The sequence below is a fragment of the Cupriavidus sp. BIS7 genome (assembly GCF_000292345.1).
Classification (GTDB): Bacteria; Pseudomonadota; Gammaproteobacteria; order Burkholderiales; family Burkholderiaceae; genus Cupriavidus.
Genome location: NZ_ALOU01000013.1, coordinates 40,758 through 65,152, shown reverse-complemented (window position 1 = coordinate 65,152; position 24,395 = coordinate 40,758). Strand labels below are relative to the sequence as shown.

General features: G+C 65.4%; 19 protein-coding genes. 6 read left to right on the top strand and 13 right to left on the bottom strand.

All coding sequences use genetic code 11. The annotated features are described in order from the left end of the window. The 7 genes from B552_RS0105280 to B552_RS0105250 are packed head-to-tail and all read right to left on the bottom strand — an operon-like array spanning position 1 to position 8,436. Complete coding sequence (locus B552_RS0105280; protein WP_019447970.1) at positions 1 to 1,008, bottom strand: PleD family two-component system response regulator; 1,008 nt, start codon at positions 1,006 to 1,008, stop codon at positions 1 to 3. Continuing rightward, complete coding sequence (locus B552_RS0105275; RefSeq protein WP_019447969.1) at positions 1,008 to 2,048, bottom strand: chemotaxis response regulator protein-glutamate methylesterase; 1,041 nt, start codon at positions 2,046 to 2,048, stop codon at positions 1,008 to 1,010. The genes B552_RS0105280 and B552_RS0105275 overlap by 1 nt, the downstream gene beginning before the upstream one ends. Beyond that, entirely contained in the window at positions 2,045 to 4,342 is a 2,298-nt protein-coding gene (locus B552_RS0105270; RefSeq protein ID WP_019447968.1) for a hybrid sensor histidine kinase/response regulator, read from the bottom strand. The genes B552_RS0105275 and B552_RS0105270 overlap by 4 nt, the downstream gene beginning before the upstream one ends. Next, complete coding sequence (locus tag B552_RS0105265; protein WP_019447967.1) at positions 4,339 to 5,070, bottom strand: chemotaxis protein CheW; 732 nt, start codon at positions 5,068 to 5,070, stop codon at positions 4,339 to 4,341. The genes B552_RS0105270 and B552_RS0105265 overlap by 4 nt, the downstream gene beginning before the upstream one ends. Beyond that, positions 5,063 to 6,385 (bottom strand): protein-glutamate O-methyltransferase CheR, encoded by a 1,323-nt coding sequence (locus B552_RS0105260; RefSeq protein ID WP_019447966.1) that lies wholly within the window; start codon positions 6,383 to 6,385, stop codon positions 5,063 to 5,065. The genes B552_RS0105265 and B552_RS0105260 overlap by 8 nt, the downstream gene beginning before the upstream one ends. Further along, the gene (locus B552_RS0105255; RefSeq protein WP_019447965.1) at positions 6,382 to 6,855 is read right to left on the bottom strand and encodes a chemotaxis protein CheW; all 474 of its coding nucleotides are present in this window, start codon (positions 6,853 to 6,855) and stop codon (positions 6,382 to 6,384) included. The genes B552_RS0105260 and B552_RS0105255 overlap by 4 nt, the downstream gene beginning before the upstream one ends. A gap of 21 nt (positions 6,856 to 6,876) precedes the next feature. Next, positions 6,877 to 8,436, bottom strand: coding sequence for a methyl-accepting chemotaxis protein (locus tag B552_RS0105250; RefSeq protein ID WP_280949270.1), 1,560 nt, complete (start codon positions 8,434 to 8,436; stop codon positions 6,877 to 6,879). Between the two features lie 366 nt (positions 8,437 to 8,802). Between B552_RS0105250 and B552_RS0105245 the strand changes: the two genes are divergently transcribed. Next, a complete protein-coding gene (locus tag B552_RS0105245) occupies positions 8,803 to 10,128 on the top strand; it encodes a GGDEF domain-containing phosphodiesterase (protein WP_019447963.1) in 1,326 nt (441 codons plus the stop codon). Positions 10,129 to 10,351: 223 nt separating this feature from the next. Beyond that, positions 10,352 to 12,832, top strand: coding sequence for a DUF6600 domain-containing protein (locus B552_RS0105240; protein ID WP_026035357.1), 2,481 nt, complete (start codon positions 10,352 to 10,354; stop codon positions 12,830 to 12,832). 329 nt (positions 12,833 to 13,161) lie between these two features. On the opposite strand, the gene B552_RS0105235 is transcribed toward B552_RS0105240, so the two are convergent. The 5 genes from B552_RS0105235 to B552_RS0105215 all read right to left on the bottom strand — a co-directional run bounded on the left by B552_RS0105235 (position 13,162) and on the right by B552_RS0105215 (position 17,876). After that, complete coding sequence (locus B552_RS0105235; RefSeq protein ID WP_019447962.1) at positions 13,162 to 14,331, bottom strand: ABC transporter substrate-binding protein; 1,170 nt, start codon at positions 14,329 to 14,331, stop codon at positions 13,162 to 13,164. A gap of 185 nt (positions 14,332 to 14,516) precedes the next feature. Further along, positions 14,517 to 15,224 (bottom strand): ABC transporter ATP-binding protein, encoded by a 708-nt coding sequence (locus B552_RS0105230; protein ID WP_019447961.1) that lies wholly within the window; start codon positions 15,222 to 15,224, stop codon positions 14,517 to 14,519. Further along, the gene (locus tag B552_RS0105225; RefSeq protein WP_019447960.1) at positions 15,211 to 15,975 is read right to left on the bottom strand and encodes an ABC transporter ATP-binding protein; all 765 of its coding nucleotides are present in this window, start codon (positions 15,973 to 15,975) and stop codon (positions 15,211 to 15,213) included. The genes B552_RS0105230 and B552_RS0105225 overlap by 14 nt, the downstream gene beginning before the upstream one ends. Continuing rightward, complete coding sequence (locus B552_RS0105220) at positions 15,968 to 16,993, bottom strand: branched-chain amino acid ABC transporter permease (protein WP_019447959.1); 1,026 nt, start codon at positions 16,991 to 16,993, stop codon at positions 15,968 to 15,970. Before B552_RS0105220 ends, B552_RS0105225 begins: the two co-directional genes overlap by 8 nt. 19 nt (positions 16,994 to 17,012) lie before the next feature. Then, positions 17,013 to 17,876, bottom strand: coding sequence for a branched-chain amino acid ABC transporter permease (locus B552_RS0105215; RefSeq protein ID WP_019447958.1), 864 nt, complete (start codon positions 17,874 to 17,876; stop codon positions 17,013 to 17,015). Between the two features lie 312 nt (positions 17,877 to 18,188). On the opposite strand from B552_RS0105215, the gene B552_RS0105210 reads away from it, so the two are divergent. Together B552_RS0105210 and B552_RS0105205 are read left to right on the top strand one after the other, a co-directional pair. Beyond that, positions 18,189 to 19,034: an IclR family transcriptional regulator gene (locus B552_RS0105210; RefSeq protein ID WP_019447957.1), complete on the top strand. Its 846-nt coding sequence runs from the start codon at positions 18,189 to 18,191 to the stop codon at positions 19,032 to 19,034. Between the two features lie 58 nt (positions 19,035 to 19,092). Continuing rightward, positions 19,093 to 19,905, top strand: coding sequence for an SDR family oxidoreductase (locus B552_RS0105205; RefSeq protein ID WP_019447956.1), 813 nt, complete (start codon positions 19,093 to 19,095; stop codon positions 19,903 to 19,905). Positions 19,906 to 19,969: 64 nt separating this feature from the next. Here the strand turns inward: B552_RS0105205 and B552_RS27195 are convergent, their stop codons facing one another. Then, the gene (locus tag B552_RS27195) at positions 19,970 to 20,677 is read right to left on the bottom strand and encodes a winged helix-turn-helix domain-containing protein (RefSeq protein WP_237718169.1); all 708 of its coding nucleotides are present in this window, start codon (positions 20,675 to 20,677) and stop codon (positions 19,970 to 19,972) included. Between the two features lie 657 nt (positions 20,678 to 21,334). On the opposite strand from B552_RS27195, the gene B552_RS28075 reads away from it, so the two are divergent. Both B552_RS28075 and B552_RS0105190 read left to right on the top strand, forming a co-directional pair. Further along, positions 21,335 to 24,040: a glycosyl hydrolase family 18 protein gene (locus B552_RS28075; protein ID WP_019447954.1), complete on the top strand. Its 2,706-nt coding sequence runs from the start codon at positions 21,335 to 21,337 to the stop codon at positions 24,038 to 24,040. A gap of 127 nt (positions 24,041 to 24,167) precedes the next feature. Continuing rightward, positions 24,168 to 24,386 carry a hypothetical protein gene (locus B552_RS0105190; protein ID WP_157160189.1) on the top strand — a complete coding sequence of 73 codons (219 nt, stop codon included), beginning with the start codon at positions 24,168 to 24,170 and terminating at the stop codon, positions 24,384 to 24,386. Positions 24,387 to 24,395 lie beyond the last annotated feature (9 nt).

The following is a 24,395-nucleotide window of genomic DNA, read 5'->3' as shown; positions in this document are numbered from 1 at the left end:
CTACACCATCACCACCTGGTTTCGGCCATTGCGCTTCGCCTGGTAGAGGCCTGCATCGGCCGCTTCCACAAGCCGGCTGAAGTTTGCATCGCTGTCCGGTACGATCACCGCGCCGCCAATACTGACCGTAACGAAGCCGCTGGTCGGCGAGCCTGCATGCGGGATGCGTAGCGTCTCGATCGCGCGCCTTACCTTCTCGGCAAGAAGACGTGCCCCGCCGGGCGACGTGGCAGGCAGGACCATCGAAAATTCCTCGCCACCAAAGCGCGCGGGCAGGTCCGCCGGACGCGCGCAGTTCTCGCGGATGACCGTCGACACGCGGCGCAACACCTCGTCGCCGGCCACATGGCCGTACGTATCGTTGTAGGCCTTGAACGCGTCCACGTCGATCATCAGCAGTGCCAGTTGCGTCTGTTCGCGCTGGGCACGTTTCCATTCGGCGCCCAGGTACTCGTCGAAGTAACGCCGGTTGGACAAGCCGGTCAGCCCGTCGGAGTTGGTCAGGCGCTGCAGTTCGAGATTGGTTTCCAGCAACTGCTGCTGGCTCTGGCGCAACGCGCGGTAGGCCTCGTCGCGCTGCAGCAGGTTCAGGTACGAGCGTGAGTGATAGCGGATGCGCGCGATCAGTTCGATCGAATCGGGCAGCTTGACCAGGTAGTCGTTGGCGCCCGCAGCAAAGGCCGCACTCTTCATGGCGGGCTCTTCCTTGGTCGACAGCACGATGATCGGAATGTCGCGCGTTCCAGGGTTCTCGCGATAGCGGCGCACGAGTGTCAGACCGTCCGTGCCGGGCATCACCAGATCCTGCAGGATCACCGTGGGCTTCGTGCGCTCGGCCACGGTCACCGCGTCATCGGGCTGCGAACAGTAGTGAAAATCGATATCGGCTTCGCTGGCCAGCGCCCGCCGGATTGCCTCGCCGATGATGGCCTGGTCGTCGACCAGCAGCACCATCGCAAGATATTCGTTCTTGGCCGCCGCGTCGGCCGCATTTCCGTGTCTGGGCATCATTGGCCTCCTGCTTTTTTGTCTTGTCCCCGAATGGTGCCGCATGCCCTGATCAGGCGCGGGGCGATCTGCGGCAATGGCAGGATCTCGCTTGCCGCACCCAGCGCCGCTGCGGCCTTGGGCATGCCATAGACCGCGCTGGTGGACTGGTCCTGCGCGATGGTGAGGAAGCCGCGCTCGCGCATGGCCTTCAGGCCTTGTGCGCCGTCGCGGCCCATCCCGGTCAGCAGCACGCCGATCGCTTCGCCGCGCCAGTGTTCCACCACGCTCTCGAAGAACACGTCGATCGAGGGGCGATACAGATAGTCGCCGGGCTCGGGGGTGTACAACATGTGCCCGGCGTTGGTCAAACGTAGATGATCGTTGGTGCCGGCCAGTGCAACCGTGCCCGTCTGCGGTGTCTCGCCAGCCTTTGCAAGCCGCACGGGCAGCGCACATTGCGCATCGAGCCAGTCGGCCATGCCCTGCGCAAAGGCCTCGTCAACGTGCTGTACCGCAACCACGGCTGCACCGAAATCGGCTGGCAGCGCGCTGAGCAGCGCGGCCAGCGCAGCCGGCCCGCCCGCTGACGCGCCGATGGCAACTAGCCGTGGCGCAGCCGGTACGAGCGTGGCAGCGGCGAGTGGATGCGGTACCTGCACGCGCTCGCCGAACAGGCGCGCAACGTTGCGGATCTTCCGGAGCAGCGGGCCGGCGGCAAGCTGGCCGTCGGATTCGGTCAGCGTCGGGGTATCAACGGCATCGACCGCCCCGTATCCCATCGCATCGAACACCTGGCTGGCGTTGCGGCCGATATCCATGGTGACCACGACGATGGCGCACGGCGACTCGGCCATGATGCGGCGCGTGGCCTCCACGCCGTCCATGACGGGCATCAGCAGGTCCATCAGGATCAGGTCGGGCGTCTGGGCGGCGGCCAACTGCACGGCCTGCTCGCCATCGCCGGCCACCCACGCGATCTCCAGCGTGGTATCAAGCGCCAGTGCGCGGCGCAACGCCGTCACTGCGAGCGCGGAATCGTTGACGATGCCAATCTTCATGTACGTGCCTCGCCGATCAGGTCGCGCACCGCGTCAAGCAGCGCAGCGTCATGGAAACTGCCTTTGGCCAGATAGTAGTCGGCGCCCGCCTGCATGCCGCGTTCGCGATCCTGCTCGCGGTCCTTGTAGGAAACGATCATGACCGGCAACTGCATCAGGCGCGCATCGCCACGAATGCGGCTGACAAGTTCGATACCGTCCATGCGCGGCATGTCGACGTCGGTAATCACCAGGTCGAACTGCTCGGCACGCAGCACGTTCCATCCGTCCATGCCGTCCACGGCGACGGCCACATCGTAGCCACGCCCGGCCAACAGCTTGCGTTCGAGTTCGCGCACGGTAAGGGAATCGTCGATGACGAGCACACGCTTGCGGCGTGCCTGCACGGCTTCGTCGCCGCCATGGCGCACGCGTTCGATGCGGCCCTCGGAGACGAGCTTTTCCACGGAGCGCAGCATGTCCTCGACATCGAAGATCAGCACGGGCGTGCCGTCATCGGTCAGGCTGCCCGCGGCGATGTCCTTGATCTTGCCAAGTGCCTGCGCAAGCGGTTGCACCACAAGCACCCGTTCGCCGATCAGCCGATCCACGGCAAGGCCGTAGACACGATCCTGCTCGCCGATGATGACCACAGGCACGGCTTCGCCCTCCTGCGCGTGCTCGGGCCGCTGCAGTACCTGCGCGGCGCTGACAAGGCCCACCGGGCGGCCGTCGTGGCGGAAGTGCTGGTGTTGCTCGATCTGCTCGATGTCGCTGCGGCGCACTGTCACTGCGCGCAACACGTGGCCGAGCGGGAACGCATAGGCCTCGCCGGAAATTTCCACGAGCAGCGCCCGTACGACCGACAGCGTCAGCGGAAGCTCCAGGTGGAAATGCAGCCCACTGGCGGGCTGCTGCGACAGTTTCAGGCTGCCGCGCACGGCGCGCACCATGTCCTGCACGGCATCGAGCCCGACCCCGCGCCCGGAGACTTCGGAGACTGTCTCGCGCGTGCTGAAGCCGGGCAGCAGCAGGAATTCCAGCAGCTCCGCCTGCGAAAGCTTCGCGGCGGTGTCGGCCTGTGCGAGTCCGCGCCTGATGATGGCGGTGCGCAATGCATCGAGATCGACCCCTGCGCCATCGTCGAAGATCTCGATGACGAGCCGGCCTGCGTTATGGCGCGCGTGCAGCGACACGCAGCCTTCCTCGGGCTTGCCCGCGGCGCGGCGTGTCTCGGGAGTCTCCACGCCGTGATCAACCGCATTGCGCAGCAGATGCGCCAGCGGGGCATCGAGCCGTTCGAGGATGTCGCGGTCCACCTGGGTCTGCTCGCCCGACAGTTCAAGCCGCACGCGCTTGCCCAGCGTGCGGCCCAGATCGCGCACCATGCGCGAATAGCCGGTGATGCCATCGGACAGCGGCCGCATGCGGCACGACAGCGCCGTGTCGTAGAGGCGCCGCGACAGGCGGCTTGCGCGGTGGTCGTACTGGTCGAATTCCTCGACGCGCCTGGTGAGCTGGTCGTGGCCGTCCTCAAGTACCTGACGCGTGTCCGCCAGGGCCGCGCGCAGTCGCGATGCGTCCATATCGGGGCTGTCCAGCAGCGCATGGAGTCCGTCCAGTGCCTGTATCGCGCGCATCTGCTGGCGCCTGGCCTGCTGGATCGCATTACCGAACGGACGCAGCCAGTGCGTTTCCACCATCGACTCGCCGGCCATCGCCAGCAGCCTGTCGAGCTGCTCCGCGTTCACACGCAGCATGCGTTCCTGCTGGCCGGGCAAATCGTGCTGCACCGGCTGATCGGGCGTTGTGGCCGGCATCGGCTCGGACGCTGGTTCGGCTGATGTGACTGGTTCGGCTGGCTCGGGCAGCGGCTCCGGCGATGCCTGCGGCGCCGCGCTGACGTTGCCATCGAGCAGCGACTCCAGCCTGGCGACGAAGTCATCGATCTCTGTCTTGCCGGCGAGTTCGGGCCAGTGTGTATTGCCGTCGGGCGGATGGCCGATTCGCTGCAGCAGGTCCGTGCCCTGGAGCAGGGCGTCGATATGGGCTGCGCCCAGGACCACGCCGCCACGCTGTGCAGCAACCAGGCAATCCTCCATTACATGCGCAACGCGCACGGCGCCGTCGAGCCCGACGATGCGCGCGGCGCCCTTGAGCGAGTGCGCGGCGCGCATGCAAGCTTCCAGGTGGATTGCCGCGGCGGGTTCGCGTTCCAGGGCAAGCAGGCCCGCGTTGAGGACTTCGGCTTGCGCGTCAGCCTCAAGCGCGAACAGATCGAGCATCGAGGCGTCACGCAGTTGTTCCGGATTCATGACAGGCTCCGCGTCAACGCCTGCCGCAGCAGGCCGGCATCGAGCAGACCGATGCTGTGGCCGTTGAATTCGAACAGCGCACGCGTGTATCGGGCCGAAGCGCGGGCGAGCGTGGCAGGCAGCGGCAGCAGGGCGTCAGGTGCCACACGTTCGACCCCGGTCACCTCCGAGACAGGCAGCGCAATCGCATTGCGCCCCTGGCCAAGAATCAGGAAGCGCGCCGCGCGCTGGCTTTCGGGCTGCACGCCGGGCGCGGTGCTGCTGGCGGAGTCGCCAAACAGCAGCGGCAGCGAGATGCATGTCAGCAACGCACCGCGCACGGCGGCCACGCCGATCAGCGCGGCATGACGGCGATGCGGCAACGAGTGGACGGGTACCGGCGCGGTGACTTCACCGAGCACGCCGGTTGGCAGCGCCAGCCACTCGTCGCCAACGCGGAAGATCACGCACGATTCGCCTGCCAGCTGGTCGGCAGGATTCGCGGCAGCGGAATCGACGCCGTACTCGCCGGTGTCGGCATCCGGGTCCGCAACGAGCGTATCGAGCAGCGCGACGGCGGCGCGCGCGTAGACGGGGCAATTGCGGCAATGGATATGCGTGGCCAGCAGCGGGCAGGTGCGGTTGCCGGTCACGCCAATGCGGCGCCAGCAATCGTCGATGGTGCCTTCAGGCGTGACCGGGGCGGAGGGAGGCATCGCGGCGGACAGCATGGGAATCGGATCAGTCATGGCTCATTCGGGCATGACGTTGGGCGCGTTCGCGCAGGCGATGCGCGCCGGCGGCATCGCCTGCGCTGTCGAGCAATGCGGCGAGATGATAAAGCGCTTCTTCGTGGCCGGGGTCAAGATACACCGCTTTGCGATAGGCCGCGTGGGCATCGGCGGTGCGGCCGGAGGCATCGTGCAATACGCCCTGCAGACACCAGCCGTCGGCCGAAGTGCCGTGCGTGGTCAGATACTGCTGGCACGCGGCCGTGGCGCGATCAAGCTCGCCGCGATCGGCCATGGCGGCGATGGCGGCAAGGGTCGTGTCCTCTTTCTGCCCGGCGCCCTTCGTGACCACGGCCCCCGTCGTTTCGGTCAGGCGGGGTGCATGTGGGGGTGTCGCATGTGGCCTGACCTGCCGGGTGGGCGCTAAAACTGCCGGCCGGGTACCTGCCTGCGCCGTTGCCGGAGCCGAGCCGCTGAATTGCGGGGTCGCCGGGGCCGCTGGGGTCGCCGGGGCCCGGACAGGCTGCGCATGAAATGCGAAGGCCAGCGGCACGGCGGCACTTGCCATGCCCTCGCGCGTCAGCAGGCTGGCCTCGGCCGGGCCGACGAAGATCATGCCGTCCGGCCGCGTCAGGCGGCGCAATGTCTCGATCGCCCGGCACTGGGTATCCGGATCGAAGTAGATCAGCAGATTGCGGCAGAAGACAAAGTGATACGGGGTCGCATCCTGCAGCAGGCCTGGGTCGATCAGGTTCCCGGTTAGCAGCCGCACCTGGCTGCGCACCTTCTCATGCAGCCTGTACGCGGCCTGCCCGCCGGGCAGCGGCATGAAGTAGCGTTCGCGAAAGTCCAGCGGCTGCCCGCGAAACGCGTTGTCGCCATAGACACCCGCGCGGGCGCGCTCCAGCGCGCGGGCGCTGACATCGATCGCGTCGATGTGAAAGCGATGCGGCGGTATGCCGGCATCGAGCAGCGCCATGGCAATCGAATAGGGTTCCTCGCCCGTCGAGCACGGCAGGCTGAGGATGCGCAGCGTGGGCTCCGCGTTGCCGAATACCTGTTGTCCGGCGAATCGCGCCAGCGTCAGCAGCGCTTCGCGGTGCCGGAAGAACCATGTCTCCGGGACGACGACGGCCTCGATCAACGCCTGCAGCTCGTCTGGCACCGCATGCAGCAGGTTCCAGTATGTGGCGGGATCATTCGCGCCCAGAACCTGGCGGCGATCGTCCACGGCACGCGCGATCACGCCAGCGCCAACCGAGGCGGCATCGAGCCCGATGCGTTCCTTGAGCAGCGCTTCGATGGCGGTGGTCGGGTGAGGGGCGTCGGTCATGCCGGGGGCGCTTCGGGAAACAGCAGCGCGTGCACCGCGTCGGGCAGCAGCGCGCCGACGTGGACCCACTGCACCAGGCCGCGCGCGTCATGGCGTACCGGCCCCAGGTAGCGCGCGTGGGCTGGATCGATGCCGCCATCGACGAACGACGCCGGGTCGCAGCGCAGCGTTTCGTTGGCATATTCGAGCCGCAGGCCAAGCAGGCGGGCCGGGGCGCCGGCATCCTGCGCGCGCCGGTAGTGAACCAGCACCGTACGGGTGCTGGTGCGCGCGGCGGCCGGCGTGCCGGTGGCCAGTCCGGTAATGTCGATCACCGGCACCGGCTGCCCGCGCCGGGACATCAGCCCGCAGACCCAGGCGGGCGCGCCGGGAATCTGCTTGGTGGCGCCCAGCGGCAGCACCTCGGCCACCTCGGCGGTATCGAGCGCATAGTGGTCAGGGCCGATGCGGAATAGCAGGAACAGGGCCATGTCGGCAGCGGGCGCGTCCGCTCAGACCTTGAAGCGCGAGACGCCGCTGCGCAGTTCGTTGGCAACCAGCGTGAGTTCGTCGATCGCCTGGCTGGACTGGCGCAGCGACTCCACCGTCTGCTGTGCCGCTTCGGACAACTGGATCAGCGCCTGGTTGATCTGCTCCGCGCCACCGGCCTGCGCCTGCATGCCTTCGTTGACCATCTGCACACGCGGCGCCAGGGACTGCACCTGCCCGATGATCTGCGACAGTTGATCGCCCACCTGCGTGACTTCGGACATGCCGCGCCGCACTTCCTCGGAGAACTTGTCCATGCCCATCACCCCGGAGGCCACGGCCGACTGGATCTCGCGCACGATTTGTTCGATATCGTAGGTGGCAACGGCGGTCTGGTCGGCCAGGCGGCGGATCTCGGTAGCCACGACGGAGAAGCCGCGGCCGTACTCGCCCGCCTTCTCGGCTTCGATTGCGGCGTTCAGCGACAGCAGGTTGGTCTGGTCGGCCACGCGCGCGATGGTGGTCACCACCTGGTTGATGTTGCCGGCTTTCTCGTTGAGCGTGGCCAGGCGGGTGTTGACCGATCCGGCCGCTTCCATCACGTGTTGCATCGTCGCTTCCATGCGCGAGAGCCCCACCTGCCCGGTGCCAGCCAGGCCAGCGGTCTGGTCGGCGGCGTTGGACACCTCGCTCATGGTGCGGACCAGATCCCGCGCGGTGGCGGAGATTTCGCGCGAGGTGGCGCCGATCTGCGTGGTGGTGGCGGCGGTCTCGGTCGCGGTGGCCTGCTGCTGGCGTGCCGTGGCGGCGATTTCATTGACCGACGTGGTCACCTGGATCGCCGAGCGCTGGGCCTGGCCGACCAGCGAGGTCAGTTCGTCGCCCATCTGGTTGAAGCCTTCCTCCACGGCGCGGAACTCGTCGCGGCGCTGCAGCGCCATGCGCTGGCGCAGGTCGCCGCCGCGCATGGTTTTCAGCAGCGAGACGATCCGGCCCATTGGCACCGTAATGGCGCGCAGCAGCAGGTAGCCGCAGACCAGGGCCACCAGCACGGCGATGGCCAGGGCCACCTCGATGCTGACCTTGGCGGCGCTTACCGAATTGACGATTCCGTTGGCCGCGCGGTCGTTGATGGCGCCGTTGTCGTCGACGATGTCCTGCAGCACCTTGCGGCCATCGGACCAGAGTTCGTGCGCGTTGCCGCGCAGCGCGGCCTGGGCCGTGACGCCGTCCTTCCACTGGGATGGGTCGAGGTACGGCTGGGCGGCCTGCTGGTAGCGGGCACGGATGGCCTGGTAGTTGCGGAAGCGGGCCCGGTCGTCGTCACGCACGATCGTGGATTCGTACTGCTGCTCCAGACGGTCCAGCCGTTGGGTGGCGTCATGTGTCTGGGCCAGCAGGCGCGCGCGCTGTGCCGGTTCGGTCGCGGTCACGGTCTGCCAGGCCAGCACGTAGATTTCACCCCAGACCCCGCGCAGGCCGGCGCTGAAGTTCAGGCCCGGCAGCGCATCGGTGCGCATGACCGTGGTCTCGTGCTCGATGGTGGACAGCCTGCGGTAGGCAACCCCGCCCATCAGGGCCATGAGCAGCAGGATGATGGTAAAGCTGGCCAGGATGCGCGTGCGGATGGTCCAGTGGGTCACGATCGGGGGCGTCTCCGATGAAGCCGCCGGCTCGGGCGGGAAGGGGTCATTGGGTTCATTGGGGCATGCCTGGCGGCGGAGCGCCATCACCCGGGCAGGGGTTATCCCTCGTTTGGGTGGTTGCCGTTTGCGGCGTAGGGTACTGTAACGCCCGAGCCATTTCAACGGCGGACCGGCGGACACGCGCCCCGGTCCGTTGCGCGGTTGCGCCGCCAATCTGATGGCGCTTGCATTTTCCAAGGTTTTCGTCACACTTGCCAAATAGCTTGAGCGGGAAACATGTTCATCACTACAGATAGGGCAGGGATGGTGGCCAGGTCGGAGGCACAGGCGACAGGCGCCTTGCCGCCGGCGGACGTCGATCCGCTGACCGGCGTGGTTGCTCGCCAGGCATTCTTGAAGCGGCTGGAGACGCGCCTGCAAAGCGAGGCGACGCCCCGCTTCGCCCTGTTGCTGGTGGGTGTCGACGATTTCCGCGCGTTCAATGACATGCATGGCCATGCCGAGGGCGATGCCATCCTTCAGCAGGTGGCCCGCCGCCTGCGCGATGCCGCGCCGCGCGACGCCATCGTCGGCCGCGTGGGCGGCGACGAATTCGGCGTGCTGCTGACCTCCATCTCGGACCCGACGCTGGTGCGGCACGTGAGCGCCGCCATCCTGTCGATGCTGTCCGCCCCGCATGAACTCAACGGCCGCCGCCACCATGTACTGGCCAGCCTGGGCGCCTGCGTGATGCCGGCCGGTGGCGACACCACGTCGGACGTGCTGGCCGCCTCCAGCCTGGCGCTGGCCCGGGCCAAGCACGACGGCGGGCGCACGATCCGCTTCTTCAAGCCGCAGATGCGCACCGACGTGACAACGCGCCTGTCACTGGTCCAGGCGCTGCGCGAGGCCTATGCCCAACGGCAGTTTGAATTGCTGTACCAGCCGCAGGTGGACCTGCGCGACGGCCGCGTGCTGGGCGCCGAGGCGCTGATGCGCTGGCGCCACCCGACCCTGGGCCTGTTGACCCCGGCCGCGTTCATCGACGCGCTGGCAGCCAGCAGCGTGGCCGCCGATGTCGGCATGTGGCTGCTGCACACGGCCTGCGCGCAGGCGCGTGCGTGGTCGCTGATGTTTCCGGACGCGCCGCGCGTGGCCATCAACCTGTTTGCCGCCCAGCTTTCCGAAAGCCGGCTGCTGACCGAGGTGCGCCATGTGCTGCGCGCGCTGGAGTTGCCGCCGGACCGGCTCGAGATAGAGATTACCGAGACCATCGCCTTGCAGCAGGGCGACGAGGTGTCGGACCAGCTCCAGGCGTTGCGCCGCGATGGCGTGACGCTGACCTGCGACGACTTCGGCACCGGCTATGCCTCGCTGAGCTTCCTGAAGTCCTTCCCGGTGGACCGGCTCAAGATCGACCAGTCGTTTATCCGCAATGTCACCCAGGACAACGTGGATGCGGCGATCGTGCGCTCGGTCATCAGCGTCGGCCAGAGCCTGCGCATCGGCGTGGTGGCCGAAGGCGTGGAGACCGCCGCCCAGCGCGACTTCCTGCTGGCCAATGGCTGCATCGAGGCGCAGGGCTATTTCTATGGCCGCCCGATGCCGGCCAACCGGCTGACCGACTACCTGCGCAACCAGCCGCGCTGACCCGCCCCGCCGCCCATCCAGTCGAAAGACATGTTTCCGCCTTTGTCCCGCAAGCCCGGGCCGGGTTGCCGGGAAATATGTACTTACAAAGTCTGGTACACATGTGGGACGCTGCATCGTTATCCGATATAGGGTGGCAATAGGCCGCAAATGGGCGGCTAACAAGCGGCGCGATGGCTGCGGCGCATTGGCGCAGCGGCCCACCGGACTCAGGTAATTCAACATGCATTCCCATACACGATTCCTGCTGGCGCCAGTTGCGCTTGGCTTGGCTGGGCTGCTGGCGCAGGCTCCGGCGGGCGCACAGGGCTATGGCCCGAACGCGCCCCCCGGCTATATAGAACAGGGACAGGCCGCTCCCGGACAGCCTGGCAGCCCGGACGCGCCACAGACGGCGGACCCATCGTCCCGAATCGCCACCGTCACGGACACGGCAGGTGGCCTCAGCTTTGCGCCGGCGGGCTCGGACGAATGGGCGGCAATTGGCCTGAACCGCCCGGTGACCACGGGCGACCGGCTCTGGGTGGACCCGGGCGGCCGTACCGAGCTTCATGCCGGGGCTACCGCAATCCGCATGGGTGGCGCAACCGCCGCTTCCGTACTTAACCTCGACGATCACACCACGCAGGTAAAGCTGACGCAGGGCACGCTGCAACTGCGCGTGCGCGCGCTGCCGCCAGACCAGCAAGTGGAGGTAGATACACCCAACCTGGCCTTTGTGCCGCGTGAACCGGGCGACTACCGGCTCGACGTTTCCCCGGACGGCACGACAACGCTCGTTTCGGTACGGCATGGCACCGCCGTGCTTTATGGCGACACGCGCTCGATCGAAATGAGCCGTGGACAGCGCATGCGCTTCGCCGGCCCTGACCTGGCCGATGCAGGCCCTGGCAACGTTCCGGGCCCCGACAGCTTTGACCAATGGGCGGCCGCGCGTGATGCCCGCGAGGACGAATCGGTCTCGGCGCGCTACGTGCCGCGCGACATGACGGGATACACCGCGCTGGACGACTACGGCGACTGGCAGCAGGACCCCGGCTACGGCGCCGTGTGGTTCCCGCGTGCCGAACCGGCGGGCTGGGCGCCGTACAGCACGGGCTACTGGGCCTGGGTGGCGCCGTGGGGCTGGACCTGGGTCGACGACGCGCCGTGGGGCTTCGCCCCTTCGCACTACGGGCGCTGGGCGTATTTCGGCAACCGGTGGGGATGGGTGCCGGGGCCGATCGCGGTGCGGCCGTGCTATGCGCCTGCGGTGGTTGGATTCATCGGCGGCGTGAGCGCGACGATCAGTATCGGCGGCGGCCCGGGCGTGGCCTGGTATCCGCTGGGACCGCGCGATACGTACCGCCCGATCTACCACGCCAGCCCGACCTATATCACGCGGATCAACAACGTCACGATCAACAACAATTTCATCGTGCGAGGCGATCGCGACCGGGATCGCTGGAACAACCGCGAGGTGCCGGGTGCGATTTCCGGCATGCCGTCGCGCAGCTTTGTGGAGGGCCGGCCGGTGCCGCGCGCGCGTTCTCGTGACGAGTGGCGTCATCTGCCGGCGGGCGAGGGCAACTTTGGCGCGCCGCCGATGGCGCCCGTCAAGACCAGCCTGATCGGCGCCGCCCAACCGCGCGGGCTGCCACCGATGGCGCGTGCGGGGTTTGAACGCCAGGCCATTGCGGCACGCCCACCGGCACGCGTGGGCCCCGACGACCTGGCCCGCCGGTTTGCGCGTGAGGGCGGCACGGCCGGTGCGGGTCCGGCCTGGCGCGGCGCGGTGCAGGACGTGCGGCCCCAGGCCGGCTCGCGCCGGGGGCCACAACCGGGGCAGGCCATGCCATCACAACCCGACGTGCGTGTCAGCCAGGCAGCCCAGAGCGGCCGCGGCTTTGCGCAACGCCCGGACCAGATGCGAGGCCTGCCGCAGGAAGCGCAGCGTCAGGAGCAGGCGATCCAGCGTCAGCAGTTCGACCAGCAACGCCAGATGGAAGAGCGCCAGCGGCAGTCGGCGGACTTCCAGCAACGCCAGCAGCAGGCGCTGCAACGGCAGCAGATGGATCAGCAACGTCAGGCTCAACAGCACCAGCAACAGTCCGACCAGCAGCGCCAGGCGCAGGAACGCCAGCAGATGGATCAGCAGCGTCAGGGGCAGCAGCACCAGCAGCAATTGGACCAGCAGCGTCAGGCGCAGGAACGCCAGCAGATGGACCAGCAGCGGCAGGCCCAGCAGCACCAGCAGCAGATGGACCAGCAGCGTCAGGCGCAGGAGCGCCAGCAGATGGACCAGCAACGGCAGGCGCAACAGCGGCAGCAGCAGATGGACCAGCAGCGTCAGGCGCAGGAACGCCAGCAGATGGACCAGCAACGGCAGGCGCAACAGCACCAGCAACAGCAGCAGGAACAGGCACGCCAGGTCCAGGAGCAGCAGCGCCAGCAAATGGAGCAGCAACGGCAGCAGGCCGTGCAGCGGCAGCAGATGGAGCAGCAGCGGCAGGCGCAGGAGCAACAGCGGCAGGTGCAACAGCGGCAGGTGCAGGAACAGCAGCGGCAGGTGCAGGAGCAACAGCGCCAGCAGCAGGAACATCAGCGCCAAATCCAGCAACAACAGCAACAGCAGCAGCAACAACAACAGCAGCAACAGCGGGTCCAGCAGGAACGCGCGCGCAAGAGCCAGGAGCAGCAGGCGCGTAACGACGAGCACCGCTGACCGGCCCTCAGGCATTTGAGATGTCCGTGGTGTTCTCCCCTCTCCCGCGAGCGGGAGAGGGGCGGGGGAGAGGGCATTGCGGTTCAAACAGCGATATCACTTCGTTTGATCTACCGGCCCTCTCCCCCAACCCCTCTCCCACAAGTGGGAGAGGGGAGCACGGTGGTGGCAATCGAGAGCGAGCGGCCTCCCCGGCAAATCACAAAGACAAAGGGCGTCCCGAACATCGGACGCCCTCTTTTTTCTCTCCACTTACGATTTTTATTATCGTGCTGGGCAGCCCGCCAGCAGGGTACCGCGCCTCCCGCCGTCTCTCCCCGGCGTCCTGATTACTTGCCCAACTCTGACAGGCGTACCGGCGCCATCTTGCCGTTCTGCACCCAGCCGACCACGGTGTCCGCCACCGAGCCGCCCTTGGCGTCGATGCCTTCCACTTCGTTCGGGTTCACGTTCTTGGGCAGCGTCTTGACTGCATCAGGCATCTTCGCGCGGATGGCGGCGGCGTCGCTGGTGGTGCCGGCCATCTTCATCGCGTTGGCCAGTGCCCAGGTCATCGTGTAGTTCAGCGACATCTCCGTGGTGGCATCGCGGCCATTCAGCTTCTTGTAGCGGGTGTTGTAGGCTTGCGCCGCGGGGCGCGCATCGTCCACTAGCGGCAGCACGCCGATCGAACCTTCGAGCATGCCGAGACCGTTGGTGACCTTGGCCATTTCATCCATCTTGGCCTGGTCCATGATGATGAAGCCGCCCTTGAAACCAAGCTCGCGTGCCTGCTTGACCACCAGCGCGGTCGGCTCCGACGGGCCGCCGACGAACATCACGTCGGGCTTGTCGGCAAGGGCGCGCGACACGCCGGTATAGAAGTCGGTGGCCTTGGTGTATGACATCGGGTTGTTGCCCACGACCTTGCCGCCCGCGCCTTCCCACGCGGGCACGAACGCCTGCACCCAGGCCTTCGCGTAGTCGTGATCGGCCGGCACCAGTGCCACGTTCTTGCCATAGCGCTTCATCTGCGCCTTCACGAACGGCTCGATATAGCCTGTGTACGCGGGCGGGATACGGATCGTCAGCTTGTTGCCGGCATCGGTGATGCGCGGCACGCTCGAATAGGCCATCACCAGGAATTTCTCCTGCTCATTGAAGGCCTGCAGCGCGTAGATGCCGCCCGAGTGCGGCACGAACACGGCCGGGGTCTTGTACTGCTGCACCAGACGGCGCGCATTGATCGCGGCCTCGGCCGGCGCGTACTTGTCGTCGAGCGCCACGACCTCCAGCTTGACCTTCTTGCCCTGTACCTCAAGACCGCTTGCGTTGATCTCGTCGACGGCCATCTGGATGCCCGACAGCACGTTCTTGCCATAGAGCGCCGCGCCGCCCGACAGCGGGCCGGTGTAGCCGATCTTGACAACTTCCTGAGCCAGGGCAGGCGCCGATGCCACCAGTGCCGCCACGGCACATGCGGCCAGCGGGAAGAAACGATTCAACGTCTTGTGCTGCATTGCTGTCTCCTTTGGTATGTACTGCTCTTGTTTTTGCTCCCCTCTCCCGCGTGCGGGAGAGGGGTTGGGGGAGAGGGCGGGCCTGTCCAAGGTGACGGCGCTTCTTGTTGTGATGCGCTTGCCCTCTCCCCCGCCCCTCTCCCGCAGGGCGGGAGAGGGGAGAACACCATTGGCCGGTAGCCGAACTACCCGCCGATATATGCCTTCCTGATTCCCTCGTCCTTCAGCAACGTATCGCGATCGCCCTCCATGACGATGCGGCCGCTTTCGATCACGTAGGCGCGGTGCGCGATGCCCAGCGCCGCGTAGGCGTTCTGCTCGGCAAGCAGCACCGTGGTGCCGGCGCGGTTGATGCGCTGGATGATTTCGAACATCTGCTTGACGACCAGCGGTGCCAGGCCCAGCGACGGTTCGTCGAGCAGCAACGCGCGCGGACGGCTCATCAGTGCGCGGCCCAGCGCCACCATCTGCTGCTGCCCGCCCGAAAGCGACCCCGCGGGATCGTTCTTCTTCTGACGCAGGATCGGGAACATCTCGTAGACCTCTTCCAGCGTGCCGCGTATGCCGGCCCGGTCTCGCCGATGGACGTAGGCGCCGAGCGTCAGGTTCTTCTCGACGCTCATCGCCGGGAACAGCTTGCGGCCCTCGGGGCAATGCACGAGGCCGGCCTGCACGATCTGCGACGGCTTCATGCCGCTCAGCTCGCGGCCTTCGAAGCGCATGGTGCCGCCGTTGATGCGGTGGATGCCGCTCATCGCAAGGAAGATCGAGCTCTTGCCCGCGCCATTGGCGCCAAGCAGCACCACGAGTTCTCCGGCGCCTGCGTGCAGTGAGACGTTGTCCAGCGCACGGAAGCTGCCGTACGACAGCGAGACACGATCAAGCTGCAACATGGTCGGCTCCCAGGTAGGCTTCGATGACGTGCGGATCCTGCTGGATCTGCGCGGGCGTGCCTTCGGCGATCTTCTCGCCGTAGTTGAGCACCATGATCTTGTCGGCCAGCCGCATGATCATGTCCATCTTGTGTTCGATCAGGCAGACGGTCTTGCCATGGCGCACCATCTTGCGGATCAGCTCGGCCAGGCCCACGGTTTCCTCGGGGTTTACGCCGCCGGCGGGTTCGTCGAGCAACAGCAGTTCGGGATCGGTGGCCAGCGCCAGCGCAAAGGCCACGCGCTTGCGCGCTTCCTGCGTGATATCGGCGGCTACCTCGTGCGCCAGGTGCGACAGGCCCACGAAATCAAGCGCGGCCTCCGCCTTCTCGCGGCACAGCTTTTCTTCCTCGCGCAGGCGGCGCGTGTTGAACAGCACGTCCGCAAGGCCCGATTTCGTGCGCAGGCGGTGACCGACGATCAGGTTGTCGAGCACCGTTGCGCGGTCAAACAGCGCGGTGGCCTGGAATGTGCGCGCCACGCCGAGCCGCGCGATCTGGTCCGCGCGCAGGCCGGCGACGTCGTGCCCCTTCAGCAGGATCTGGCCCGAGCTAGGCGCGTGTGTACCGGCGATCAGATTGAAGAACGTGGTCTTGCCGGCGCCGTTGGGGCCGATGATCGCGTTGATATGGCCGGTCTCGAACTTCACGGATACGTCGTGCACCGCGGTCAGGCCGCCAAACTTCTTGGTCAGGTTGCGGATCTCAAGCATTCTCGGCTCCGGGGCGGGTGGTGGGGACCGGCGGTGCCTGCACCGGGCGCGCGGCAAGCTGGCCGCGGCGTGCGGCGGCGGCGCGGCGGGCCTGCCGCTTCAGGTACGAACCGACGATGCCATCCGGCACGAAGATGATCAGCAGGATCAGCACCGGGCCGAACACCAGCATGCGGTAGTCCTGCAGGAACTGCAGCGTCTGCGTGACCCATGGCACCAGCACCGCGCCAAGCAGCGGCCCGAGCAGCGTTCCCGTGCCGCCCACCAGCATCGACATCACCATGTCGAAGGTGACGTCGGTGCGTGCGATGTCCGGGCCCAGGAAACGCACCTGGCCCGCATAGAGCGCGCCGGCGAATCCTGCGTAACCGACCGAAAGCACGAACGACAGCACCTTGGTGCGCATCAGGTTGATGCCGAGCGCTTCGGCCAGCGCATCGCTGTTGCGTACCGCCATGAAGCTGCGGCCCAGCAGCGAGCTCACGATGCGATGCATGACGAACGTGCCCAGTGCCAGGAAAAACAGGACCAGGTAGTACTGCGCCTGCACGCTGTCGAACGCGAGCGGGCCGATCGGGGCCGGCACCGGAATGCCGATCAGGCCGACCGCGCCGTGCGTCAGGTCTTCCCATTTATCAATCACCAGGTAAATGATGTAGCCCACGCACATCGTGAAGATCGAGAAGTAATGGCCCTTCAGGCGCAGCGACACTGCACCGACCACATAGCCGATCACCATGCAGATCACGCCGGATAGCACGAAGGCGATCCAGAAGGGCATCTGATGGTCGACGGTCAGGATGCCCAGCGTATAGGCGCCGATGGCCATGAAGCCGCCGTGCGCGAGGTTGAGCTGGCCCGTGTAGCCGGTCAGCAGGTTCAGCCCGAGCGTAGCGATGGCAGTGATGAACGCGAGCGTCATCACGGTCAGGAAGTAGCTGTTGGGTACGGCCAGCGGGAACGCGATCGCGGCGGCGAGCAGCAGTGTCCAGCCGATTTTTCCTTGCAATGCTTGCATGATGGATTCCTGGTTCCGGTTAGGCAGCCCTGGCAGCGAACAGGCCCTGCGGGCGAACCGACAGGATGATCACGAGCAGCAGGAAGGCGATGATGTCCTTGTAGTCGGTGGAGATGTAGAAGCCGCCGAAGCTCTCGGCCATGCCGATGATCAGCCCGCCGGCGATGGCACCGGGGATGCTGCCCATGCCGCCCAGGATGATGATCACGAACGCCTTGGTGATGACCAGGTTGCCCATGCTCGGATAGACGAGATTGATCGGCGCGTACAGCGTGGCGGCAATCGCGGCCAGCGCGCCGGAGATCGCGAACACGAGCAGCGTAACGCGCGTGGCGTCGATGCCGACCAGCGCTGCGCCTTCGCGGTTCTGCGCCATGGCAACGATCGTGGAGCCGGTCACCGTGCGAGTCAGGAACAGATGCAGCAGCACCATCAGGCCGAACGCGGCACCGATGATCAGCAGCCGCTGCATTGGCGCGGTCAGGCCGAACAGATCAACCATCTGGCCATATGGCGTGGGCATGCGATGAAAGTCGGCACCCCACAGCGCCTGGGCCCCCGCTTCGAGAAACAGCATGATGCCGATGGCGGCGATCATGTCGTGAATCTCGGGGGCATTGCGCAGCGGATGAAAGACCAGCCGGTCGGCCAGCATCGAGAGCCCGGCCACCACGACGGCCGCGCCAAGCATCGCCAGCCAGTAATTCATGCCCAGCGTGGTCATGGCGTAGTACGACACATACGCGCCGGCCATGTAGAACGCGCCATGCGCAAAGTTCGGTACGTGCAGGATGCCGTAGACCAGGGTCAGCCCGAGTGCGACCAGGCTATAGACGCCGCCCAGTGTCAGACCATTGAGGAACTGCTGGAAAAACAATGCCATGAGCTGTCTCCTTGCGCCGGTGTACCGTGACGGCACCCGCGCTGTCTGGTGACGCCGTGTCGTTCTCGCACGGTCGTTCGTTTTCAACGACTGTGCATAGCGTTTGAACCAGCGTCAAGCAATCGGACGTAGTATTCCGTTGTGCGAAATACCAGCCCTCGCGCGACGGCGAAAGTGTCCGTGGAATCCCTGATTTCAGCGTGCAAGTGGCGGCTTTCTGGGGCGCCCCGTTCATATGTATCGCGCCTATGACCCCTATGTTTTCCCTACATAGCGCAGCCGATCCGGCCCGGAAACTGATATGAAACGAACATGAAGCGCACGACCTCGATTCCGCAGCCCGCCGATACCGCCCTGGTTTCGATCGATGCCGCATATCCCGTTGCCGACGATGGGGACAGGAACTTCGTGACGGCCCTGGCACGCGGCGTGGAACTGCTGCGCGCATTCGGACCCGATGACGATTTCCTAGGCAACGCGGAACTGTCGCGCCGCACGGGCATTCCGCGGCCCACGGTGTCGCGCCTGACTTACACGCTGGCCAGCCTCGGCTACCTCGTCTACGTCGAAGCGCAGGAGAAGTACCGCATCGGTCAGGCGGCGATGCTGCCGGGACAGCGCTACCTGTCCGGCGCGGGCATCCGCGATGTTGCGCAGCCGCTGATGCAGTCACTGGCGTTTGCCACGGGTTGCACCGTGGCGCTGGCCGCGCCCGATCGCCACGACATGGTCTACCTGGAGGTTTGCCAGCCGCGCGGCGCACTGGTGATGCGGCTCACGCCGGGATCGCGTCTGCCGATGGCGACTTCCGCAATCGGCAAGGCGTGGCTGGCAGGCCTTGCGTCCGAGCGCCGGGCTGCGGTTTTCGTCGAGCTTGAACGCCACCATGGCACGCGATGGCCGGGCCTGCGCAACAAGCTGGACCGCGCATTGCGCGAGCATGCGCGGCGCGGCTTCTGCGTGGCCCATGCCGAATGGGAGCGTTCGGTCAGCGGCGCGGCGGCTCCGGTCCGGCTGGCGGAGGGTTCCGAAGTGCTGTCGCTCAATATCGGCGGTGCGTCCACGCGGCTTTCGCCGGAGATTCTTGAAGGCAACCTTGGGCCACGCGTTCGCGAGTTGGCGGAAACGCTCGCGGCAAGGCTGTGGCGGATGGCCTGACCCTATGGCATCGAATCGAAATCGGCACTGAATACGGCATTGAAATCAGGAGATAAGCATGGAAATTCGCAATAAGACTGTGATCGTGACAGGTGGCGGCACCGGCATCGGGCGCGCACTGGTATTGGCCTTTGCCCGCGCAGGCGCGCGTGGTGTGGCGGTTGCCGATATCGACGAGGCTGGCGCCGCGCAGGTTGCCGCCGAAGCGGCGGCTGCGGCGCCCGATTGCCAGGTATTTTCGCAGCGTGTGGACGTGGCGGATGCCGATGCGGTGCAAGGTCTGGTGAACGCGGCAACGCAGCGGTTCGGCCAGGTGGACGTGTTCTGCTCGAACGCCGGCATCATCCTGCGCAGGGGGCTGGATGCCACGGCCGACGAATGGCAACGCATCTGGGAAATCAACGTCATGGCGCATATCCATGCAGCCAAGGCCGTGCTGCCACAGATGCTGGAACGCGGCGACGGTTACTTCGTCAATACGGTCTCCGCGGCAGGGCTGCTGTCGCAGATCGGCTCGGCGCCCTACGCGGTGACCAAGCATGCGGCGATCGGGTTTGCCGAGTGGTTGTCGATTACCTATGGTGACCGCGGAATCAAGGTGAGCTGCATCTGCCCGCAGGGCGTGCAGACGAAGATGTTGTTCGGCGAGGGCGGCGACCGCAAGGGCTTCCTGCAGGCCGGCTCGGTCACGGCCGAGCACGTTGCCGAAAAGACGCTCGAAGGCCTGGCCAAGGAAAGTTTCCTGATTCTGCCGCACCCCGAGGTGCTGGAGTACTACCAGCGCAAGGGACAGGACTACGATCGATGGCTGCGCGGCATGCGCCGTCTGCAAGACCAGGTGACGAAGGAGTTCGGCAATACCGTCGTCTAACCCTGGAAGGACCAGCGCCGGACATGGTGGTCCGGCGCTTAAGGTGGAATGGCCGCGCTAGCGCTCAGTATGCGCGCGCCGCCGTTCCAGTCTGCGGACGAAAGCGGTACCCAACCTTGGGTACTGCCGACACGCAAGTGTCCAGCCCGAGTGGGTGAAGTGCGCGGCGCAAGCGCGATACCAGCTGCGTCAGGCAGTTCTCGTCGACCATCGCGTCGCGCCCCCATACCGATGCGATGATCTGCTGGCGTGACATGACCGCTTCGCCGTGGTCCTTCAGCACGATCAGCAGTCGCAACTCGAAGCGCGTGAGCTTGGCAATGATGCCGTTGCAGGACACGAGTCCCTGCGATTCATCGATATGCAGCGCGTCGCCAGTATCTGCAAGTGCAGACAGGTTCGACGACGTGGAGATGGGCATGCCAAGCCGCGCCAGTACGTGTGCCAGCCCCCGGGCCTGTTCGAGCGCCGACTCGCGCGGCGCCACGGGTTCCGCCGCGGGCGGCACGACAGTGGTGTACGGCACAGGAATGAAGCGGTACCCCTGGCGCGGCACGGTCACGATATGGCCGTCCAGCCCCACGGGGCTCAGTGCCTTGCGCAGCCGATAGACCAGTTGTACCAGGTATAACTCGTCCACGAATTCCGAACGCCTTCCCCAAACACCCTTCAGCAGAGAATCGCGAGATTTGACTGGTGTCTTGCCTTCCACCAGCAGGCGCAGCAGTTTCTTTTGCTGGCCGGTTATCTTTGCCACCACGCCGCCACGCATTACGCGGTCCGTGTCCCAATCAAAAAATACCGAATCACCATTCCGGATCATTTCCAATTACCCCACGTCGTCTCCAATGGACGCCAAGCGTATAGACCCGCAGAAATAGCTCCCATGGAAAATATTTCTTTCGGCATCTGACCCGCACGGGTGATGAATCGACGTTGTCCACAAGGGAATCTTGCGAATTTCGGGAAAAATGGCCACGCGGAGTGGCTCGTGAGCTCGTCCGGAGCAAAGATTTCCCTGCGCGCTGGTCGATTGTCAGCACATCAAGAGTTGACAGATTTGAGAGCGGCAGCCGGCACGAAGCGGCAGCATCTTAACCCATTTGGGTATTTTCTGACTGACCGATCACGGCGATGGAAGGCCGATGGATTTTCGTGAATCCACGTTATCCATTCGCGCCAGTGGATCAGGATTCCGCAACATCCCGATATTTCCGAATTTCGCGCTCACATCAAATCCGGCCTTATTTGATGGCATTTTCAAAAAGCCGTCCCCGTGGAACAAGTGTCTCCGCTGATATTCCACTCTGAATCCATGTCATTGCAGCAGCGGAGAGAGAAAGATGCGTTCCGTTGCCGGCATCGCAGGTCACGTTCGAAGCGACTGCTGCGCCGGCGACATCCGAACCATTCTGCAAGGACAGATGTCATGACAAAGAAAGCATGTGACAGCAACGACCAGCCCGCCGGCCAAGCCGCGCAAGGCCGCGCAGGGATGAACTCGCGCACGTATCGCAACGGGGATCCCTCGGACCAGGAGCCGACGCGTACCCCGCAGCGCCGCTTCGATAGCGTGCGCACCCAACTGGGCGGAGGGCGCGCCAACAGCAAGCTGGTCTATTCCGAGGATCCGGGCGATCCCGGCATTCCCGCATCGAAGGGCGCTTCGGAGCGTACCTACAAGCAGAACAACTACAACCCCGCGACGGAGGTCGAGAAGTATTCGTACACGTCCACGCGTGTTGCCAAGCGTGTCTACAACACCTATGGCGCGACGCAGAAGGGCACGCAAGTGTTCGGTTACTACACCGACTGGTCGCAGTACGACGGCCGGCTTGACGGCAACTACGCCAATAGCGCAGCAGGGCGTGGCACGGACCTGATGCTGCTGAGTGCATCGGCCTATGACCGACTGATCATCGGCTTTGCCGGCATTGTGGGCGACACGGGCGAGAAGCAGTACACGATCGACCAGGCCGCTGTCGATTTCGGCAAGAAGATGAACGAGATGACGTTCGTCGACCCGTGGGGCGATGTGGCGTCGTATCGCAACGTCGGCTTCTCAGGCTGGGTCAGCAACGACTATCGCGAGTTGTTCGATCAAAGCAAGGCCCAGGGTGTGCTTGGTGGACTGGCCAAGCTCAAGGCAAAGAACCCGAACCTGAAGCTGTCGTTCAGCCTGGGCGGCTGGACCATGAGCAGCGCGTTCCATGCTGTGACTGCCGACGCCACCAAGCGTCAGACGCTGATCGAAAGCATCGCGTACGTGTTCGACCGATTCCCGATGTTTACCGAGATCGACCTGGACTGGGAGTATCCGGGCATGCCCGGCGCCGGCAACCCGCACGGGCCTGACGATGCCAAGAATTTCCAGGCACTGGTGCGCGGCATCAAGCAGCGCCTGCCGAAGGTGCGAGTCAGCATTGCGGCGGGTGCGTCGATGGATACGATGCTTGCTGCCGATATCCCGGGCATGATCGCGGCCGGTGTCGAGGGCATCAACCTGATGACCTACGATTTCTTCGGCACGCCGTGGGCGCCGAGACTGGGCCACCATACAAACCTGCTCGACTACCAGGACAGCGACTTCAGCATCGACAAGTCGGTCAAGTACCTGCTGAGCGTGGGTGTGCCGTCGAAGAACATCTTCGTGGGCTACGCCGCCTACAGCCGCAGCGCCCGGAATGCCGTCATCAACAGCTGGTCGCCGCTGGTTGGTACCTACAACCCCGGCACCACCACCACCACGGGGACGTACGAATCCGGTGCATCCGAGTTCTACGACGTGATGTACAACTACCTGGATATGGAGAACATCCGAGGCGGCATCAACGGCTTCAATCTCTATACCGACCAGGTGGCCAACGCCGACTACCTGTACAACCCGGAAACCGGCCTGTTCCTGTCGATCGATACGCCGCGCTCGGTTCGCGAAAAGGGCAAGTACGTCCTGGAGAACAACCTCGGGGGGCTGTTCACCTGGACCATCGATATGGACAACGGCGTACTCGCGAACGCGGCACGCGAAGGGCTTGGCGCAGAGGCGACCAACAAGGTCGTGGACATGAGCCAGTTCTACTTCTCGGGCATCAACGTCGATACGGGCTGGGAATCCCTCGCGGCGGTCATCGAAGGACCCACAGAGGCGTTCGAAGGGTCTGCCGTCAAGTTCTCCGCACTGCGATCGAGCGGCATCAACCCGCTCACCTATACGTGGAGTGCCTCGGGCCTGCCGTTCCTGGATGGAAAACATGACGCCGTGCTGGAAGGGGTGCTGCCGCTGGTCGTGGGAACGCATACGATCACGTTGACCGTGTGCGATGCCAACAACGAGACCGCAACCGTCAGCCAGACGCTCAAGATCAAGAAGCGTACCCAGGAACCGCCGACATCGCGTATCACCGTCATGCTGGAATCCGGCACGCAGTTCGCGCTGTCGGCCGAGGCGTCGTTCGATCCCGACGACAACCCGCTGACGTATGCATGGGCCGCACCCGACCTGTCGTTTGACGGCAGCACCGCCGAGCAGGTGGAAGGCAAGGCGCCGACGGTGACGACAGTGACCGACTATTGGGTCAAGCTGACCGTCGACGACGGAACCGAGACGGACCAGAGCGCCATCTTCCTGACCGTGGTGCCCACCAAGACGCCGCCGTCGAGCAGTACCGTGGCGAAGATCACCGGCAGGACCCAGATCGAAAGCGGTGCGCCGATCCAGTTGTCCGGCGTCGAGTCCGTGGGCCAGCCGCCGCTGCTGTTCAAATGGTCAGCGCCGGGTCTTTCCTTCGATGGTGCCGATACGATGTCGGTGTCCGCCAACGCGCCGCTTGTCGATCGCGACACGATTATCGAGGTCAGTCTCACGGCCATGGGCTTTGCTGGCCAGACGGACAGCGACACCACTACTGTCCAGTTGCGCATCCTGGCTGGCGGCAGCACGGACACTGGCGGCACGTGGCGTCCCGAGTCGTACGCAGGTGGTGCCGAGGTGACCAACAACTACCAGGGCAAGGGGCTGCACAAGTACCGCGCCAAGTGGTGGGTTGGTCCGAACGAGCAGCCGGGAGATCCGAACTGCACGACGTCGGTGGACGCGGGCGACTCGAAGCCGTGGCTTGACCTTGGCCCGGCCTGAACCTGACCGCGAAACGCCCGGCCGGGGGCTGAACCGGTAGTGGTTCCGGGCAATGCGCCGTCAGGCAGGACGACGCGCGTTGCCCGGTCTTTTCCTGGTCGATGTCCGTTGCAAAGGTTTTACCGTCATGAAAAACCGAGGAGCGCGCGGCATGGCCGTGCTTGCTGCATTGCTGACCGGCTGCACCGTGATCACAGTGGAAGGCGACCAAAACCGCATTCGGGATGCAGGCGGCCATGGTGGCGTCGCGCTGCAGGAAGAAACTGGCGACGCTCCCACATGGGTCGAGCGCGTTGAACGGATCGAGAAAGCCCTTGGCATTGCGCACAAGGGTGGCCAGCAGTGATGCCAGGGC

Bases quoted from the DNA above. Each gene is read 5' to 3' on its own strand.
- B552_RS0105280 (WP_019447970.1), bottom strand. From the start codon at position 1,008: ATGCCCAGACACGGAAATGCGGCCGACGCGGCGGCCAAGAACGAATAT.
- B552_RS0105275 (WP_019447969.1), bottom strand. From the start codon at position 2,048: ATGAAGATTGGCATCGTCAACGATTCCGCGCTCGCAGTGACGGCGTTG.
- B552_RS0105270 (WP_019447968.1), bottom strand. From the start codon at position 4,342: ATGAATCCGGAACAACTGCGTGACGCCTCGATGCTCGATCTGTTCGCG.
- B552_RS0105265 (WP_019447967.1), bottom strand. From the start codon at position 5,070: ATGACTGATCCGATTCCCATGCTGTCCGCCGCGATGCCTCCCTCCGCC.
- B552_RS0105260 (WP_019447966.1), bottom strand. From the start codon at position 6,385: ATGACCGACGCCCCTCACCCGACCACCGCCATCGAAGCGCTGCTCAAG.
- B552_RS0105255 (WP_019447965.1), bottom strand. From the start codon at position 6,855: ATGGCCCTGTTCCTGCTATTCCGCATCGGCCCTGACCACTATGCGCTC.
- B552_RS0105250 (WP_280949270.1), bottom strand. From the start codon at position 8,436: ATGGCCCTGATGGGCGGGGTTGCCTACCGCAGGCTGTCCACCATCGAG.
- B552_RS0105245 (WP_019447963.1), top strand. From the start codon at position 8,803: ATGGTGGCCAGGTCGGAGGCACAGGCGACAGGCGCCTTGCCGCCGGCG.
- B552_RS0105240 (WP_026035357.1), top strand. From the start codon at position 10,352: ATGCATTCCCATACACGATTCCTGCTGGCGCCAGTTGCGCTTGGCTTG.
- B552_RS0105235 (WP_019447962.1), bottom strand. From the start codon at position 14,331: ATGCAGCACAAGACGTTGAATCGTTTCTTCCCGCTGGCCGCATGTGCC.
- B552_RS0105230 (WP_019447961.1), bottom strand. From the start codon at position 15,224: ATGTTGCAGCTTGATCGTGTCTCGCTGTCGTACGGCAGCTTCCGTGCG.
- B552_RS0105225 (WP_019447960.1), bottom strand. From the start codon at position 15,975: ATGCTTGAGATCCGCAACCTGACCAAGAAGTTTGGCGGCCTGACCGCG.
- B552_RS0105220 (WP_019447959.1), bottom strand. From the start codon at position 16,993: ATGCAAGCATTGCAAGGAAAAATCGGCTGGACACTGCTGCTCGCCGCC.
- B552_RS0105215 (WP_019447958.1), bottom strand. From the start codon at position 17,876: ATGGCATTGTTTTTCCAGCAGTTCCTCAATGGTCTGACACTGGGCGGC.
- B552_RS0105210 (WP_019447957.1), top strand. From the start codon at position 18,189: ATGAAGCGCACGACCTCGATTCCGCAGCCCGCCGATACCGCCCTGGTT.
- B552_RS0105205 (WP_019447956.1), top strand. From the start codon at position 19,093: ATGGAAATTCGCAATAAGACTGTGATCGTGACAGGTGGCGGCACCGGC.
- B552_RS27195 (WP_237718169.1), bottom strand. From the start codon at position 20,677: ATGCGTGGCGGCGTGGTGGCAAAGATAACCGGCCAGCAAAAGAAACTG.
- B552_RS28075 (WP_019447954.1), top strand. From the start codon at position 21,335: ATGACAAAGAAAGCATGTGACAGCAACGACCAGCCCGCCGGCCAAGCC.
- B552_RS0105190 (WP_157160189.1), top strand. From the start codon at position 24,168: ATGAAAAACCGAGGAGCGCGCGGCATGGCCGTGCTTGCTGCATTGCTG.